We start from the raw sequence: 17718 nt of genomic DNA on the forward strand, positions 1-17718 counted from the left end.
GACGACGCCCTGGACGAACTGGTCGGCTTCTTCGTCAACACCCTCGTGCTACGCACCGATTGTTCCGGCCGGCCCAGTTTCCGCCAGCTGCTCGAACGCGTTCGCCAGCAAGCCTTGAGTGCCTACACCCATCAGGACCTGCCGTTCGAGCGCCTGGTCGAAGTGCTCAACCCGGTGCGCTCGCTCAACCGCCATCCCTTGTTCCAGGTGATGATCGCCTGGCAGGACCCGCTCGGCGACATCCGAATGCCTGGCCTTGCGCTGTCGCCATTGGCCGTGAACAACGGCGCTGCCAGGTTCGACCTGTGTTTCGATTTCAGCGAGCGCCAGTCCGCCGAAGACGGCCGCACTGTGCTCGTCGGCGATCTTCAGTATTCCAGCGACCTTTTCGAGCACGCCACCGCGGCGGCGCTGGCCGCGCGACTGGCGCGCCTGCTGGAAAGCGTCGCGCGCGACGCCGATCAGTGCATCGATGAGATCGACCTCTTTGATCAGGCGGAACGCTTTCAGCTACTGACGAGCTGGAATGCCACGGCGCAAGCCGTGAGCCACATCGGCGTAGCGCAGCAGTTCGAGCAGCAAGCGGCGATCCGGCCGGATGCCACCGCCCTGGTGTGCGGCGACATCGAACTCCGTTACGGCGAACTCAACGCCCTTGCGAACCGCTATGCGCATTTCCTGCGCACTCATGGAGTAGGACCGGAGGACATCATCGCGATCGCGCTGCCCCGATCCGTCGATATGCTGGCCTGCATGCTGGGTGTACTCAAGGCGGGAGCGGCCTACCTGCCGCTGGACCCTGCCTATCCACACGAGCGCCTGGCTTTCATGATCGAAGATGCCGGTGCAGCCTGTGTGATTACCAGCAACCAAGCCGGCCTTGCGCTTGGTGCGTCGGTACGTACGTTCAACCTGGATCAGCCGGAGATCTCCGCATCGCTGGCACAAGGCGACGCCACAAATCTCGCTGCTGCACCGTGTTCATCGCCGCTACTGCCGGCCTACGTCATCTACACGTCCGGCTCCACCGGCAAGCCCAAGGGCGTGGTGGTGCAACAGCGCGGCCTGCAAAACTTCCTGGCCACGATGCAGGCGCAACTGGCGCTTGGTGTCGACGATAGATGGCTGGCCGTGACGACCGTCGGCTTCGACATCGCCGCGCTAGAGCTGTTCTTGCCGCTGATCAGTGGTGCAAGCCTGACCCTGGTAGAGCGCGACACCGTGTTGGATCCGTTGGCATTGTCGTCGTTGCTGACATCGACGGGCGCGACCATCATGCAGGCAACCCCCACCGTGTGGCAGGAGCTGGTGGCGGTCGACCGCGGCGCACTCGACGGCTTGCGCGTCCTGGTTGGCGGCGAAGCCCTGAATGTCGTGCTGGCCAACGACCTACGTGCAGCCGGCGCCCACCTGACTAACCTCTACGGCCCCACCGAAACCACAGTGTGGTCAACGCTGGCCGAGCTGGATCAGGTATCAGCCACGCCGCCTTCGATCGGGCGGCCGATCTGGAACACGCAGATCTTCATTCTCGATGCAGCACTGCAACCCCTGCCGATCGGCGTCGCGGGCGAGCTGTACATCGCGGGGGATGGCCTTGCACGCGGCTATCTGCGTCGCCCCGCACTGACTGCCGAACGCTTCGTCGCCAGTCCGTTCGGCTCGTCCGGTTGCCGTATGTATCGCACCGGCGATCTCGCGCGCTGGCTGCCCGACGGGCGCATCGATTTCCTTGGGCGCGCGGACCATCAGGTAAAGATCCGTGGCTTCCGTATCGAACTGGGCGAAATTGAATCCCTGTTGCTGGCCCAAGCCGAGATTGCGCAAGCGGTGGTGGTGGCGCGCGACAGCAGCGCGATACAGTTGGTCGGCTATGTCGTGCCGGCCGCCGGCCGCACGGCCGACGCCGCCGGCTTGCGCCGCGTGCTGGCGACGAGCTTGCCCGATTACATGGTGCCGGCTGCCATCGTCGTGCTGGATGCCATGCCATTGACCGCCAACGGCAAAATCGACCGCAAGGCGCTGCCGGCACCGAACTTCAGTCAGGCGCACTACCGCGCGCCACGCACGCCACAGGAAGAAATCATCGCTCGCTTGTGCGCGGAGGTGCTCAAGCTCGAACGCATCGGCATCGACGATAATTTCTTCGACCTGGGCGGCCACTCCTTGCTGGCAATGCGGCTGGTTGCGCGCATGCGTTCGGTCCTGGGCGTGGAAATCCCCATTCGCACGCTTTTCAACGCACCCACGGTGGCGCACCTGGCTGCGCAAGCAGACACCAGTCACGCTGCGCGAATGCCGTTGCGCCCCATGGAACGCCCGTCGCGCATTCCACTTTCCTTTGGCCAGCAGCGCTTGTGGTTCCTGTACCAGATGGAAGGGCCGCGGCCATACAACATTTCGGTCGCGTTGCGTTTGAATGGCCGGCTGCACAAGGCCGCGCTGCAAGCTGCCCTGCAGGATTTAGTGCAACGCCACGAAAATTTGCGCACGATTTTCGCCGACACCGATGGCGAGGGCAGCCAAGTCATTCTGGATGCCGCACAGCTCGGCGTAGAGTTGGAAACGATCGCAATTACCGAGACCGAACTCGCCGGGCGGCTGACCCACGCCAGCGCCCATTGCTTCCAGCTGGATCGCGAGATTCCGTTCCGCGCCGAGCTGTTCGAACTGGGCGATAGCGAGCATGTGCTGTTGCTGCTGATGCATCACATCGCCGCTGATGGCTGGTCAGTGGCGCCGTTGCTGCGCGATCTCGGTACCGCCTATGAGGCGCGCCATGAGGCACGCTCGCCGGATTGGGCGCCACTGCCCGTGCAGTATGCGGATTTCAGCCTGTGGCAACACGAGTTGCTCGCCGCGCACTCGATATCCGGCGATCAGGTGGAGGAGCTCACCGCCCACTGGAAGACAACGCTGAGCGGAGCGCCACGCCAGCCGACCCTGCCGATCGATTATCCGCGCCCTGCGCAGGCCAGCTTGCGCAGCGACTATGTCCCGCTCCTACTGGACGCGCGCCTGCATCAGAAGCTGTTGGAACTTGCGCGCAGCAGCCATGCAACCCTGTTCATGGTCTTGCACGCCGCGGTCGCCATGCTGCTTTCGCAATTTGGCGCCGGCAACGACATCGTGCTGGGTACGCCGGTGGCCGGCCGCACGGACGATGCGCTGGACGATCTGATCGGCTTCTTCGTCAACACACTGGCATTGCGCGTCGATACATCCGGAAACCCCAGCTTCCGTGACTTGCTTGCACGCGTGCGCCAGAGCGATCTGGCAGCCTATTCGCATCAGGACATGCCATTCGAGCGGCTGGTCGAGATCATCAATCCGGTGCGCTCCAATGCGCACCATCCGTTGTTTCAAGTATTACTTGCGTTGCAGAACAACGAGACGACCACCCCGAAGATGGCAGCCCTGGAGGCCTTGCCGCAGGCACTGCAATCGGCAGGCTCGCTGCGCTTCGACCTGCTGTTCAATTTCACGGAGAATCTCGACCAGCAATGCAGGCCCGCCGGTATCGTTGCAAATCTTGCTTTCGCCACGGACCTGTTTGCGCGCGACAGCGTCGTGTCACTGAGTCAACGCTTGCAGCATCTCCTCGAATCGGCGGTCGACGAGATGTCTTGTGCGGGCACTGCGTTACCTGAAGTTTTCTCGCGCGACGCAAAGTCTTCGCACAACGCGCCGATCATGCTATGCCTGGACGATGCCGCGTTGACACGCGAATTGGCCACCTGTGCCAGCAGCGACCCGGATGACCACACGCGCGTGCGGCCCTTGCGCAGCGAGCATCCGGCCTATGTGATCTATACCTCCGGCTCCACCGGCAAGCCCAAGGGGGTGCTGATCCCCCATCAGAACGTCATCCGTCTGATGGCCCATACCCAGCACTGGTTTGCCTTCGGGGCGCAGGACGTGTGGACCTTGTTCCACTCCTACGCCTTCGATTTCTCGGTATGGGAACTGTGGGGACCACTGCTGTACGGCGGACGCCTGGTGGTGGTGCCGTATCTCACCAGCCGCTCGCCCGCCGAGTTCCTGCAGCTGCTGGTGACCCAGCAGGTGACCGTGCTCAACCAGACCCCGTCGGCGTTCTATGCGCTGATGCAGGCCGAGCGCGATCAGCCGCAGCTGGGCCAGGCACTGGCCTTGCGCTACGTGGTGTTCGGCGGCGAGGCGCTGGAACTGGGTCGCTTGCGCGACTGGTATGCACGACATACCCCGCAGCGGCCACAACTGGTCAACATGTACGGCATCACCGAAACCACGGTGCACGTCACCTATCTGGCGCTCGATCAGGCGCTGGTCCAGGCACGAGCGAACAGCCTGATCGGACGGGCGATCCCGGATCTGCAGGTCTACGTGCTGGATGCGTCCTTGCAGCCGCTGCCGGCGGGCGTGGCCGGCGAGCTGTATGTGGCCGGCGCGGGCTTGGCGCGGGGTTACCTGCGCCGCCCGGGCTTGAGTGCCGAGCGCTTCGTGGCCAATCCCTTTGGCGCACCGGGCAGCCGCATGTATCGCACCGGCGATGTCGCGCGCTGGCTGAGCGATGGCAGCCTGGACTTCGTGGGCCGTGCCGACAGCCAGGTGAAGATTCGCGGCTTCCGCATCGAGTTGGGCGAAATCGAAACCTGCCTCCTGCAGCAGCCCGGCGTGGCCCAGGCCACCGTCCAGGTGCGCGAGGACCACGCCGGGCACAAGCAGCTGGTCGGCTACGTAGTTCGCTCCGCCACCGTAACCACGACGCGTGACGCCGGGCGCGAAACCGAGCAAGTCGGAGAATGGCAACGTCTTTACGACAAGGTGTATGACGAGAAGCTGGCCGTCGCTGCGGATGAGGATTACCGCGGCTGGAACAGCAGTTACGACGAACGCCCCATTGCACAGGAACAAATGGAGGAATGGCGAACCGCCACCATCGAACGTATCCGTGCGCTACAGCCGCGCCGGGTATTGGAGATCGGCGTCGGCTCCGGCCTGATTTTCTGGAAAGTCGCGCCCCAATGCGAAGCCTATTGGGGCATGGATCTTTCCGCTGCCGCCATCCGTTCGCTACGCGAGCGCGTGCACAAGGATGCTTCGATCACTGCCGAAGTCAAACTGCTCAATCAACCGGCGCATGACTTCAGCGGACTTCCCGCTGGTTTCTTCGACACCATCGTCATCAATTCGGTCTTGCAGTATTTCCCCAACGCCACTTATCTGCTCGATGTGATCCGCCAGGCCATGGACTTGCTCGCGCCCGGCGGCCACCTGTTCCTGGGCGATGTCCGCAACCTGCAATTGTTGCGCTGTTTCGCCACCGCCGTGGCCATTTGCAAGGCGCGTCCGGACGAGCAAGCCGGCCCCTTGCAACGCATGATTGCGCAGACCATCACGATGGAGCGAGAGCTGCTGCTTGACCCGCGCTTCTTCCTGGCCTGCCAGAATGAGAACGCGCACATCGGCCAGGTGGACATCCAGCTCAAGCGTGGAGCCGCGCACAACGAACTCACGCGTTATCGCTATGATGTCGTTCTGCACAAGCATCCCGTGGCGGCTGTACCGGCCACCGCTGTGGCCGAGCACACATGGGGCGGAAGCCTGGCCGACATCCCCTCGCTCACCGGCTGGCTGACGCAGGAACGGCCCGCATGCGTGCGTATCACCGACATTCCCAACTGCCGCATCGGCGGCGACTTCAACGCCATGCTGCGGTTGCAGGACAGTACCGTCGAGGACGCCAGGCAGCAGATGGCACCCGACCGGCAATCCGCTGCCGATATCGATCCGGAACAGCTCTGCAGGGCGTGCGAAAGCTTGGGTTATCGCGCAAGACCGACGTGGTCGCGTAGCCATGACGGCCGCGATTTCGACCTTGTTCTGGTGGACGGATGCACGGATAGCCGTTTCTTTGCGCTGTCCACCTATGGCGATAACAGCGCCACGGCACAAGCCATAGCCTATGCCAACAATCCGGACGCCGGCAGCGACACCCGTGCCTTTATCATGGACTTGCGCGGCCGGCTGTTGAAGCTATTGCCGGACTACATGGTGCCTAATGCACTGATGATACTCGACAGCCTGCCGCTGACGGTGAACGGCAAGTTGGATCACAAGGCGCTTCCCGCTCCCGATTTCAACCAAGCCACCAGCCGGCGAGCGCCACGTACGCCGCAGGAAGAGATGCTGGCCGGCTTGTTCGCGGAAGTGCTGGGGCTCGAAGCGGTCGGCATCGAGGACAACTTCTTCGACCTGGGCGGACATTCCCTGCTCGCCACCCGCCTGGCGAGCCGGATACGCTCCACCCTGGAGGTCGAGCTGCCGATCCGCACCTTGTTCGAGAATCCCTCGGTGGCGGGACTGGCGGGCTTGCTCGATCGCACGCCGCGAGTGCGCGCTGCCTTGCGGCCGATGCCGCGGCCCCCGCGCATCCCTTTGTCGTTCGCACAGCAACGCCTGTGGTTCCTGCACCAGTTCGAAGGGCCAAGCTCCACGTACAACATCCCGCTCGGCCTGCGCCTGGACGGCCCACTGGATGCGGCAGCGCTAGGTGCTGCGCTCAACGACGTACTGGCGCGTCACGAAAGCCTGCGCACCGTGTTCAGCAGCGACGAAGGCGATGGCAGTGCGTGGCAGACCATCCTCCCGGCAGGCACGCTGGAGCTTCCGCTGGCGGTCATTGATACCAGCGAATTGGAGCTGGAAGAGCGGCTTGGGCAAGCCAGTGCCTACCACTTCGACCTGGCGCGGGAAATTCCGATCAAGGCCTGGTTGTTTGTGCTCAATTCCAAGCAGCATGTGCTGCTGCTGTTGATTCATCACATCGCCGGCGATGGCTGGTCGTGGACGCCACTATTTCGCGACCTCCGCCTCGCCTACGCCGCGCGCCTGCAAGCTAGCGCCCCCACCTTTGCGCCACTGCCGGCGCAGTACGCGGACTATGCGTTATGGCAGCGGGAATGGCTGGGGCATGAGTCCGATCCGGACAGCGCCATCGCCGCACAGGTGGCGCATTGGAAGCGCAGCCTCGCCGATCTTCCAGAACAACTGAGCCTGCCACTTGATCGTCCTCGCCCCGCGCAACCCAGCTTCCATGGCGACCGGGTGGAGCTCCGCGTTGGTGCGGATGTGCATGATCGCTTGTCGCGCCTCGCGCGTGACAGCCAGGCCAGCCTGTTCATGATTTTGCACGCTGCGGTCGCCTTACTGCTTTCGAAGCTGGGAGGCGGCACCGACATTCCCATCGGCACGCCGATTGCCGGACGCACGGACGACGCGCTGGACCATCTGGTCGGCTTCTTCATCAATACCTTGGTGCTGCGCGCGGACGTATCCGGAAACCCCAGTTTCCGCGAACTGATCGCCCGCATCCGCAGCCATGATCTTGGCGCCTATACGCATCAGGATCTGCCCTTCGAGCGGCTGGTGGACATTCTCAACCCGCAGCGCTCGCTCAATCACCATCCGCTGTTTCAGGTCATGCTGGTGCTGCAGAACAATGCGGTGGTTGAGGCGAGCCTGCCGAATGTGGCCGTCACGCCGCAATATCTTGGCTACGGAGTCGCCAAGTTCGATCTTACTTTCAGCTTTGCTGAGGAACGCAACAGTGATGGAACGCTTGCCGGCCTCACGGGATTTATCGAGTTTGCCAGCGACATCTTCGACCGGGAGACGGTCCAGGCCATGGCATGGCGCTTGTCGCACCTGCTCGGGACGGTCGCCGGCAATGCTGACAAAACCCTGAGCCAGATCGACCTGCTCACCGCCGCGGAACGCCACACGATACTCGACGTGTGGAATCCGCCCGCTACACCCATGGCACCGTCCACACTGCCGGAGCTGCTGGAGCAACAAGCCGCGCGTACACCCAATGCGATCGCCCTGGTGTGCGAACAAACGCAACTGAGCTACGCACAGTTGCATGCACGTGCCAACCAGCTGGCCCATCGGCTGATCGAGCACGGTGTCGGCACCGAACAGATCGTCGCCGTCGCTTTGCCGCGTTCGGTCGAATTGGTGATCGCCTTGCTGGCGGTGCTCAAGACTGGCGCAGCCTATCTGCCGCTGGATACGGATTATCCGGCCGATCGCCTCGCCTTCATGCTGGAGGATGCACAACCGGCCTGCCTGATCTGGCAGCGCGACAGCACCGCTGATTTGCCCGCCGCATGCTTGCGCATCGAGCTGGACGGCCCCTCCTTCGCCAGCCAACTGGCCGACGGCAGCACCGACCATCCAGACCATCGCACGCGTGTGCGGCCACTGCAAAGCATGCATCCGGCCTATGTGATCTACACCTCCGGCTCTACTGGTCGCCCCAAGGGCGTGCCCAATACTCATCACGGCATCGTCAATCGATTGGCCTGGATGCAACACGCCTACCGGCTCTCCGCCGACGATGCGGTGCTGCAGAAGACACCGTCCAGTTTCGATGTCTCCGTATGGGAGTTCTTCTGGCCCTTGCTGCACGGCGCACGGCTGGTGCTGGCCAGGCCCGGCGGCCATCGCGATCCGCTGTACCTGGCTGAACTCATCCAGCAGCAGGGCATCACCACTGTGCACTTCGTGCCGTCGATGCTGGAAGCCTTCCTGCACGAACCGGCCAGCGCCCTCTGCACCGGGCTGCGCCGCATCATCTGCAGCGGGGAGGCGTTGCCCGGGACGTTGCGCGATCGCGTGCGCGAATCGTTGAACGTGCCACTGCACAATCTGTACGGCCCCACCGAGGCTGCCGTGGACGTCACCGCCTGGGCCTGCCGCGAAAACGACGATGGCGCCAGCGTGCCGATCGGTGCGCCGATCTGGAATACCCGCACCTACGTGCTTGATGCGGCCCTGGGCTTGCTCCCGCCAGGGGTGCCTGGCGAGCTGTATCTGGCCGGCGACGGCTTGGCGCGTGGCTACTTGCATCGGCCAGGCCTTACCGCCGAGCGTTTCGTGGCCAATCCATTCGGCCCGCCGGGCAGCCGCATGTACCGCACCGGCGACCTCGTGCGTTGGTTACCGGAAGGCCAGCTCGATTATCTCGGCCGCGTCGATCACCAAGTGAAGCTGCGTGGTTTTCGCATCGAGCTGGGCGAGATCGAAAGCTCCCTTCTGCATCAACAGGGCGTGGCGCAGGCAGCGGTGCTGGTGCGCGAAGATCAGCCCGGACACAAGCAACTGGTGGGTTATGTCGTGCCGGTTGCCGGATACGCATTGGATACCGGCAGCCTGCGTCGCACACTTTCGGAGCGCCTGCCCGACTACATGGTCCCAGCCGCCCTGGTAGCCCTGGAGACCTTGCCGCTCTCTCTCAACGGCAAGCTCGATCGCAAGGCGCTGCCTGCACCGCAATTCGTCTCGGCTAGCCAGCGCGCACCACGCACACCTCAGGAGGCCATTCTTGCCCGCCTGTTTGCCGAAGTGGTCGGTCTGACGGAAGTCGGCATCGATGACAATTTTTTCGACCTGGGCGGCGACAGCATCCAGACCATCCAATTGGTCACGCGTGCACGCAAGGCCGGATGGATCATTACGCCACGCCAGGTATTCCAATACCAGACCGTTGCCGAATTGGCCGAAATCGCTGTATCGCGTGACGATCAGTCGCCTGCCAATGAAGCGCTCATCGACCACGCGCTCACCGGCCGGATGCCGGCCACGCCATCTATGGCCTACTGGTTGCGCCGGTACGGCAACAACACGCCCACCCCGCTTGCCGAAAGCCTGCTGCTGCAGCTGCCTTCCGGGCTGGATGCCGCCTATCTGACGACAGCCTGCCAGATGATGCTTGACCATCACGCCATGCTACGTCTGCGTGTATGGCAGGTCGATGGTTGGCAGCTTGAAGTCATGCCGGCTGGCTCGATCGACGCGCGAGCGTGCGTGCATCACGCAAAGGGCGGTGGAATGGATGCTGCCACCTGCGAGCGCATTGCGGCGCTGAAGGCAGAAGCGGCGCGGCAGCTATCGGCGCTCAACGGCTGCATGTTGCATGTGGCGTGGCTTCAAGGAGACCAACCCGGGCAAGACCGGCTGCTGCTGAGTTTGCACAAGCTCGTTGCCGATCAAACGTCATGGCAGATCCTGACGCAAGACCTGTTGCGTGCGTGGCAGGCCGCGCAAGACGGCGCCCCCGTGCAACTGGCCACGAGCACGGCGTACCGCCATTGGGCGCAACGGCTCGAACAGGATGCCCGCACAGCGCGTCGTGCCGCCGAGCTGCCCTTCTGGCAGCAGTCGGTGCAGCAGCCCGATGCGCTACCGGCGTCGCACGCTTCGAACGCGACGGCTACAGGTCAGCTTACACAGCACCTTGATGCGATCTGCACGCTGCAACTGTTGGAAAAGGTTCCGGCCTTGTTCCATGCGCGCCCGGACGATGTATTGCTTACCGCCTTGAGCCTGGCGATCGCCGACCGGCGCACATTATGGAACCATGCTGGCGGTACCGGCGTGCATATCGATGTGACCGAACATGGTCGTCAGGTGCTGCCCTATCAGCAAGACTACGCGCATACGATCGGATGCTTCGACTACGCATTCCCGGTCTGGCTGGATCCGGGTCAGGTCGACATGACCGATGCCCTTGCCGGCGGCGAAGCATTGGGCCGCTCACTCAAGCTCATCAAAGAGCAATTGCGTGCCGTACCGGACAACGGCATCGGCTTCGGCCTGCTGCGCGAACTTCAGCATGGCGCAGCGCTCGTCACCGATGGCGCGCAAGCATCGCTCGGCTTCGATTACCAGGGACGCTTTCCGTATGACGCGCTCAATGGACAGGTGGAAGAGATCCAGGATCCTGGCAACAGCCAGGACATGCCCCTCCTCGCCCACGCCCTGCAACTGACGGTGAATATTCTGGAGGGCGCGCAAGGGCCGATGCTGACCGCGACATGGCGCTGGCGTGACTCGCACTTTTTGCGACCGCAGATTCTGGAGTTGGCCCAGCTCTGGATGGATCTGCTCAAGCAGTTTTCTGCACATGGCACGGGTGGCTCCACCTCATCGGATCACCCGCTCGCCGATGCCTTGCAACAGTCGGAAATTGAATTGCTGGAGTCGATGTTCTCCCAGATGTGAGGTCGGCCCGATGACCCGGGCCAGGCTCAACCGCGCCAATCGAAAGAGATAATCATGTCCAAGATTGCTGAAATTCTGCCGTTGTCGCCTTTGCAACAGGGTTTTCTGTTCCATGCGTTGTACGACGATCACGCGGTCGATGACTATCACATCCAGCTGATTTATGAGCTGAGCGGCTCGCTGGACCCGGAACGCCTGCATGCCGCCGTGCACGGCATTCTGGAACGGCATGCCAACTTGCGCGCGGCGTTCGTGCACGAAAACATGGAGCAGCCGCGTCAGATCATCCCGCGCGACATCACGGTGCCTTGGCAATTCGTCGACCTGTCAGCACTGGACGAAGATGCCAAGATGCAGGAAGTACAAAGCCTGGTGGCCGCCGACAAGCAGAACCGTTTCGATCCGGCCCGTCCACCATTGCTGCGCTTCACATTGCTGCGGATGCATGCGGAGCGGCACCTGCTCATTTTCAAGCATCATCATATTTTGATCGACGGCTGGTCGATTCCCATCCTGCTGGACGAGTTGCTGACACTCTACCGTCACCACGGCGACACAGCCACACTGCTGCCGGTCACGCCTTATCGCGATTACCTGGCCTGGGTCAAGCGACAAGATGCCGAAGTCGCTCGCGCGGCATGGCGAAATTATCTGAACGGATTGGAAGAGCCTTGTCTGCTGGTGGCGGAGCGTCCCGCCTCGATGGCATCCACTGAGACTTGCAGCATCCACGTGCCGCAAGCGCTGACAGAAGCGCTGATACAGCAGGCACGGCGCCAGCGCCTCACCATAAACACGCTAGTGCAAGCCGCATGGGGTGTATTGATCGGCAAACTCGGCGGACGCGACGACGTCGTGTTCGGCATCACCGTATCGCATCGCCCGCCCGAATTGGCCGGCGTGGAAAGCATGGTCGGCATGATGATGAATACGGTGCCGATGCGCATGCGCCTGCGGCCGGAACAGACGCTGCTGGACCTGCTGCAGCATATGCAGGATCAGCAGGCCAGCCTGATCGAGCATCAGCACCTGAGCCTTACCGAGATCCAGCGCAGCATGGGCCTGGGTGAGCTGTTCGACACCCACGTGGTGTTTCAAAATACGCCGGCCGGCAACCAGGACCCAGAGTCCTCGGAAGATCGCCTTCAGTTGACCTATTTCAGCCGTGCCGGTGGCGACCGCTCGCACTATCCGCTGGGCTTGTGCGCGATTCCGCGTGCATCCGGGCTGGAATTGCGCCTGGGCTATCGTACGGACCTGTTCGAACGCGCGCAGGTGGAAGTGATCGGCCAGCGCCTGCAGGGCTTGCTGGAAGCGTTCACCGCCGATCTGCAGCAACGCGTGGGACAGCTCGGCATCCTGCAGGCGCACGAACGCCAATGCGTGTTGCATGATTGGAACGACACCCAGCATCCCCTGCCCGAAACCACCCTGCCCGCCTTGTTCGAGGCGCGGGTGCGGGAATGCCCGCACGCCATCGCGCTGCACTGGCAGGCATCGTCGCTCAGCTACACCCAACTCAATGCGCGCGCCAATCAACTGGCCCATCGCCTGATCCGGCAAGGCATCGGCCCCGAACAGCTCGTGGCCATCGCCCTGCCCCGCTCGCTGGAACTGATCGTGGCGCTGCTGGCCGTGCTCAAGACCGGCGCCGCCTATGTGCCGCTGGATCCGGAGTATCCGCCCGAGCGCCTGGCGATGATGATCGAGGATGCCGAACCGGCGCTGGCGCTCACCATGCAAGAGCAGGCGCACTGCTTGCCGGCAGCGTTGCCCGCGTATTGCCTGGACGATCCGGCGCTGCTCGCCGAGTTGGCGCCGCAGCGCCAGAGCGATCCCACCCAAGCCGAGCGCGTCAGCGCCCTGCACAGCCACCATCCGGCCTACATCATCTACACCTCCGGCTCGACCGGCCGTCCCAAGGGTGTGGTGATACCGCACCGTGCCTTGACCAATTATCTGCGCTGGGATTGCCATAGCTATTACGGCGCCGCCGTCGGCGGTTCGCCCACGGTGTTCTCGATCAGCTTCGATGCCGGCATCACCACGTTGTTCGGCGCGTTGGTGGCCGGCCAAGCGCTGACCGTGCTGCCGGCCGGCGAAGAAATCGAACAGCTGGGCAACGGCCCGGGCGACAGCGCGCCCTACACCTTGTTGAAAGTAACACCTTCGCATCTGCGCCTGATCAATCAGCAGTTGCAGATGCACGCGGTGGCCAGTCCTACGGCCATCCTGATGACCGGCGGCGAAGCGATGGTGCCGGCCGACATCGCGTTCTGGCAGCAACGCTATCCACAAGTGCGACTGGTCAATCACTTCGGCCCCACTGAGGCGACGGTGGGCTGCGCCACCTTCGAGATCACCGAGGATGTCAGCCAGTGGCCGCGCATCCCGATTGGCCGACCGATTTGGAATGCGCGCCTGTATGTCCTGGATGCCAGCCTGCAGCCGGTGCCGCCCGGCGTGGCGGGTGAGCTGTATATCGCCGGTGATGGCTTGGCGCGCGGTTATCACCGGCGTGCCGGGCTGACCGCCGAGCGTTTCATCGCCAATCCGTTCGATGCGCCGGGCCGTCGCATGTACCGCACCGGGGACCTGGTGTGCTGGCGTGCGGAGGGGGTGATCGATTACCTGGGCCGTATCGATCATCAGGTGAAGATTCGCGGCTTCCGCATCGAACTGGGTGAAGTGGAGGCCGTGCTGCGGCGCGTGGCGCAGGTCGAGCACGCGCTGGTGTTGGCGCGTGAGGATCATCCCGGTCAGAAGCAGCTGGTCGGCTACGTGCTGGCTTCGACCGAGCGTGTACCGGACCCGGCCGAGCTGCGCCGCGGCATGGCCGGGCATCTGCCCGACTACATGGTGCCGGCCGCCATCGTGGTGCTGGATGCCTGGCCGCTGACGCCCAACGGCAAGCTTGATCGCAAGGCCCTGCCTGCGCCGGGGTTCACCGCGGCGCAACGGCGGGCACCGCGCACGCCGCAGGAAGCCACGTTGGCGGAGCTGTTTGCGCAGGTGCTGCATCTGGACGCGGCGGGCATCGACGACAGCTTCTTTGACCTGGGTGGCGACAGCATCAGCTCGATCCAGCTGGTCAGCCGTGCGCGCAAGGCCGGTTTGCAATTGAAACCCAAGGATGTTTTCACGCACCAGACCGTGGCGGCGCTGGCGGCACTGATCCAGCCGGCTGCCAGCCCGACAGCAGCCAGGGTCGACGAGCCGGTCGGCCGCGCTCCACTCACGCCAGTGATGCGCCGGCAACTGGCGATCGGCGGCCCGATCCAGCGCTTCAATCAATCCATGCTGTTGGCCTTGCCGGCAGGATTCGAGCCTGCGCAGCTGGCGCAAGCATTGCAGATCCTCGCCAAACACCATCATGCGCTACGCATGCGCTTGCAGCCTGCACGTGACGCGGAAGAAGCATGCATCGAGGTGCTAGCCGAAACGGACTTCCACGCCGATAAGCGCATCACGCGCCTGGACGTTGCCGGCCTGGCCGGGGATGAACTGGAGCAGCGCATCGATTTCGAGCGTGAGCTAGCCGAATGCCGCCTGGCTCCAGAACACGGCAACGTCGTACAGGCGGTGTTGTTCGAACGCGATACCACCCAGCCTGCGCTGCTGTTGCTGATGCTGCATCACCTGGTGGTGGACGGCGTTTCCTGGCGCATTCTTGTCCCCGATCTGCTGGCCTGCTGCCAGGCGCTGCAGGCCGGTCGCGATCCTGTGCTGGATGCCGCCAGCACTTCGTACCGGCAATGGGCACTGCACTTGATGCAGGAATCGAGCGCTCCGGCGCGCGTAGCCGAACTTCCGCTGTGGCAAAGCATAGTGCAGAGCGCCGATCCGCTGCTCTGCGAGCGTCGCCTGGATGCTGCGCAGGACACGGTGACGACGTCGCAAACGCTCAGCCTCACCTTGCCCGCATCGGTGTCGGGCGAACTGTTATCCCGCACACCTGCCGCTTTCCACGCGCGCATCAACGATGTGTTGCTGACTGCACTTGCCATCGCCGTCACGCAATGGCGGCACCGCCGCGGGCTGGGCAGCGACACGGCTGTGCGCCTGGACCTGGAAGGTCATGGCCGCGAGGAAATCTTCGACGATGTCGATCTTTCCCGTAGTGTCGGCTGGTTTGCCACCCATGTGCCGGTCAGCCTGGACGCCGGCGTGCTTCATCTCGAACAGGCCGCTTCCAAGGCTGTCGCGATGGGCAATGCCCTCAAGCGCGTCAAGGAACAATTGCGTCAAATACCCGATAACGGGATCGGCTACGGATTGCTGCGTTATATCAATCCCGATACGTCTGCGATCCTTGGGGCTGCTGCGCCATCGCAGATCGGCTTCAATTACCTGGGACGTTTCAGCCGCGCGAAGAGCGAAGACCAGCCCGCAGGCATGGCCCTTGGCGCGCTCAGCAGCGGCAGCGATCCCGAGCGCCCGTTGGCTTATGCGATTGCCCTGAATGCGATCGCCTACGACAGCGCAGAGCGGACCGAACTGGTGGCGCACTGGACCTGGGCGCAAAAGCTGTTCAACGAGGACGATATCGCCGACCTGGCCAATACCTGGTTCGCGGCGCTGAACACCCTGGCGGAAGTTGCAAGGCAACCGGGCGCGGGCGGCTTTACCCCGTCAGACCTGCCGCTGGTGCGCCTGACGCAGGCACAAATCGACCAGCTGCAAGCGCGTTACCCGGCACTGGCCGATATCCTGCCGCTCTCCCCGATGCAGCAGGGATTCCTGTTCCGCGCGCTGTACGACGAACGGGACGAAGGCGTGTATACCGTACAGCGCGTCATGCGCCTGCATGGACCGCTGGATCCCGAAGCATTGCGCATGGCGGCACACACTGTGTTGCAACGTCACGTCAATTTGCGCGCGGGCTTTGTGCATGACGGCCTGGAACAAGCCGTGCAGGTCATTCCGCGCGACGTTGCGCCACCCTGGCACTGGGTCGATCTTTCCGCGCAGAGCGAAGCGCAGCAGCAACTCGAACTGCAGCGCCTGCTGCATGCCGATTACGTCAAGCGCTTCGATCCAGCCCAACCGCCATTGATCCGCTTTACGTTGGTGCGGCTACAGGCGGAACAGCACGTTTTCCTGGCGACCAATCATCATGTGCTGATCGATGGCTGGACCTGGCTGATCCTGCTCAACGATTTGCTGGAGTTGTATCGCAACGGCGGCAATGCGGCGGCGTTGCCGCCCGTGACATCGGTCCGAGACTACCTGGGTTGGATCCAGCGGCAGGATCATACGGCCGCCCGCTTGGCCTGGAAGGAGTATCTGGACGGCGTAGAGGAACCCACGCGCGTCGCACCGAATGCACCCGGCCTTGGGCCACAGCAAGAGTCGTTCGACATCCATTTGTCCGAGTCCCTGACGACGGCCTTGCAGCAACAAGCGCGCCGTCTTGGCGTGACTTTGAACACCGTGACGCAGATGGTATGGGGCATCGGCCTGGGCATGCTCACCGGCCACAACGATGTGCTGTTCGGTACGATCGTGGCCGAGCGGCCGCCGGAGTTGCCGGGCGCCGAGCAGATGGTCGGCCTGATGATCAACGCCGTGCCTGCACGTGTGCGCTGGTCGCCCGCGCAAACTCTGGGCGAACTGGTCAAGCAACAGCAGCAATGGCAGGTGCGCCTGCTTGAGCACAACCACATCGGACCGATCCAGATCCAGCAGGTCGCCGGTGTAGGCGAGCTGTTCGACTCGCACATCGTGTTCGAAAACTATCCCTTCGATCCGGAAAAGCTGGCGGAACCGGAGCGTGCCCTGCGCGTGGAGCTGCAGAGCGGCCAAGGTGGTGCCCGATCGCACTATCCGCTGGGCCTGTGGGCGACGCCGTTCAAGCAAATGTACTTGCACTTCGGTTACCGGCCGGATGTATTCGAACGCGCCACCGTCGAACAGTTCGCGCAACGCCTGGTACGCCTGTTCGAAGCGTTCGCCGAAGATGCCGACCAACCCGTGGGCCGGATCGATCTGCTCGGCGCGGAAGAACGCCGCACCGTGCTGGAGACCTGGAACCCGCCGGCACTAGCGCTCGCGCCGGCGAGTTTACCGGAACACTTCCAGCAACAAGTTGCACTTACGCCAGAAGCAATCGCATTGATATGCGAACAGACTGAGCTGAGCTACGCCCAGCTGAATGCGCGCGCCAATCAGTTGGCGCACCATTTGATCAAGCAAGGCATCGGCCCCGAACAGATCGTGGCCATCGCCTTGCCGCGCTCAGCCGAATTGGTGATCGCGCTGTTGGCCGTGCTCAAGACCGGCGCAGCCTATCTGCCGCTGGATCCTGACTATCCGGTGGACCGTCTCCAGTTCATGCTGAAGGATGCTCACCCGGCATGCGTGATCACGCAGCGTGCCATCGCCGCACAACTGGGCGACGGCACCAATGCATTCTCGATCATGCTGCCACAGGCGAGCGCGCTTTCTGATGTACAAAACGCGACTGAGCCCTCATCGGAGTTGACTTCGCAGCAAGTGCCGGCGGCCTGGAACGATACGATCATGTCCGTTCCATCAAGCACGCTTGCCAAGCTGTTCGAGCAGCAGACGCTGCAGACGCCGGATGCCACGGCGGTGGCAGACGAATGCACCGCCTACAGCTACGCCCAGCTCAATGCCCACGCCAATCGCCTGGCACGGGTGCTGGTG

Annotated in this window: 2 protein-coding genes; both read left to right on the forward strand. The window is 63.3% G+C overall.

The features are described from left to right. Positions 1–18 precede the first annotated feature (18 nt). Entirely contained in the window at positions 19–11049 is an 11031-nt protein-coding gene (locus QQJ96_RS10330) for a non-ribosomal peptide synthetase (protein ID WP_284331918.1), read from the forward strand. A gap of 54 nt (positions 11050–11103) precedes the next feature. Further along, on the forward strand, positions 11104–17718 hold a 6615-nt coding region (locus QQJ96_RS10335; protein WP_284331917.1), incomplete at its 3' end, for a non-ribosomal peptide synthetase.

Source organism: Dyella flagellata, from assembly GCF_030160275.1.
Taxonomy (GTDB): domain Bacteria; phylum Pseudomonadota; class Gammaproteobacteria; order Xanthomonadales; family Rhodanobacteraceae; genus Dyella_B; species Dyella_B flagellata.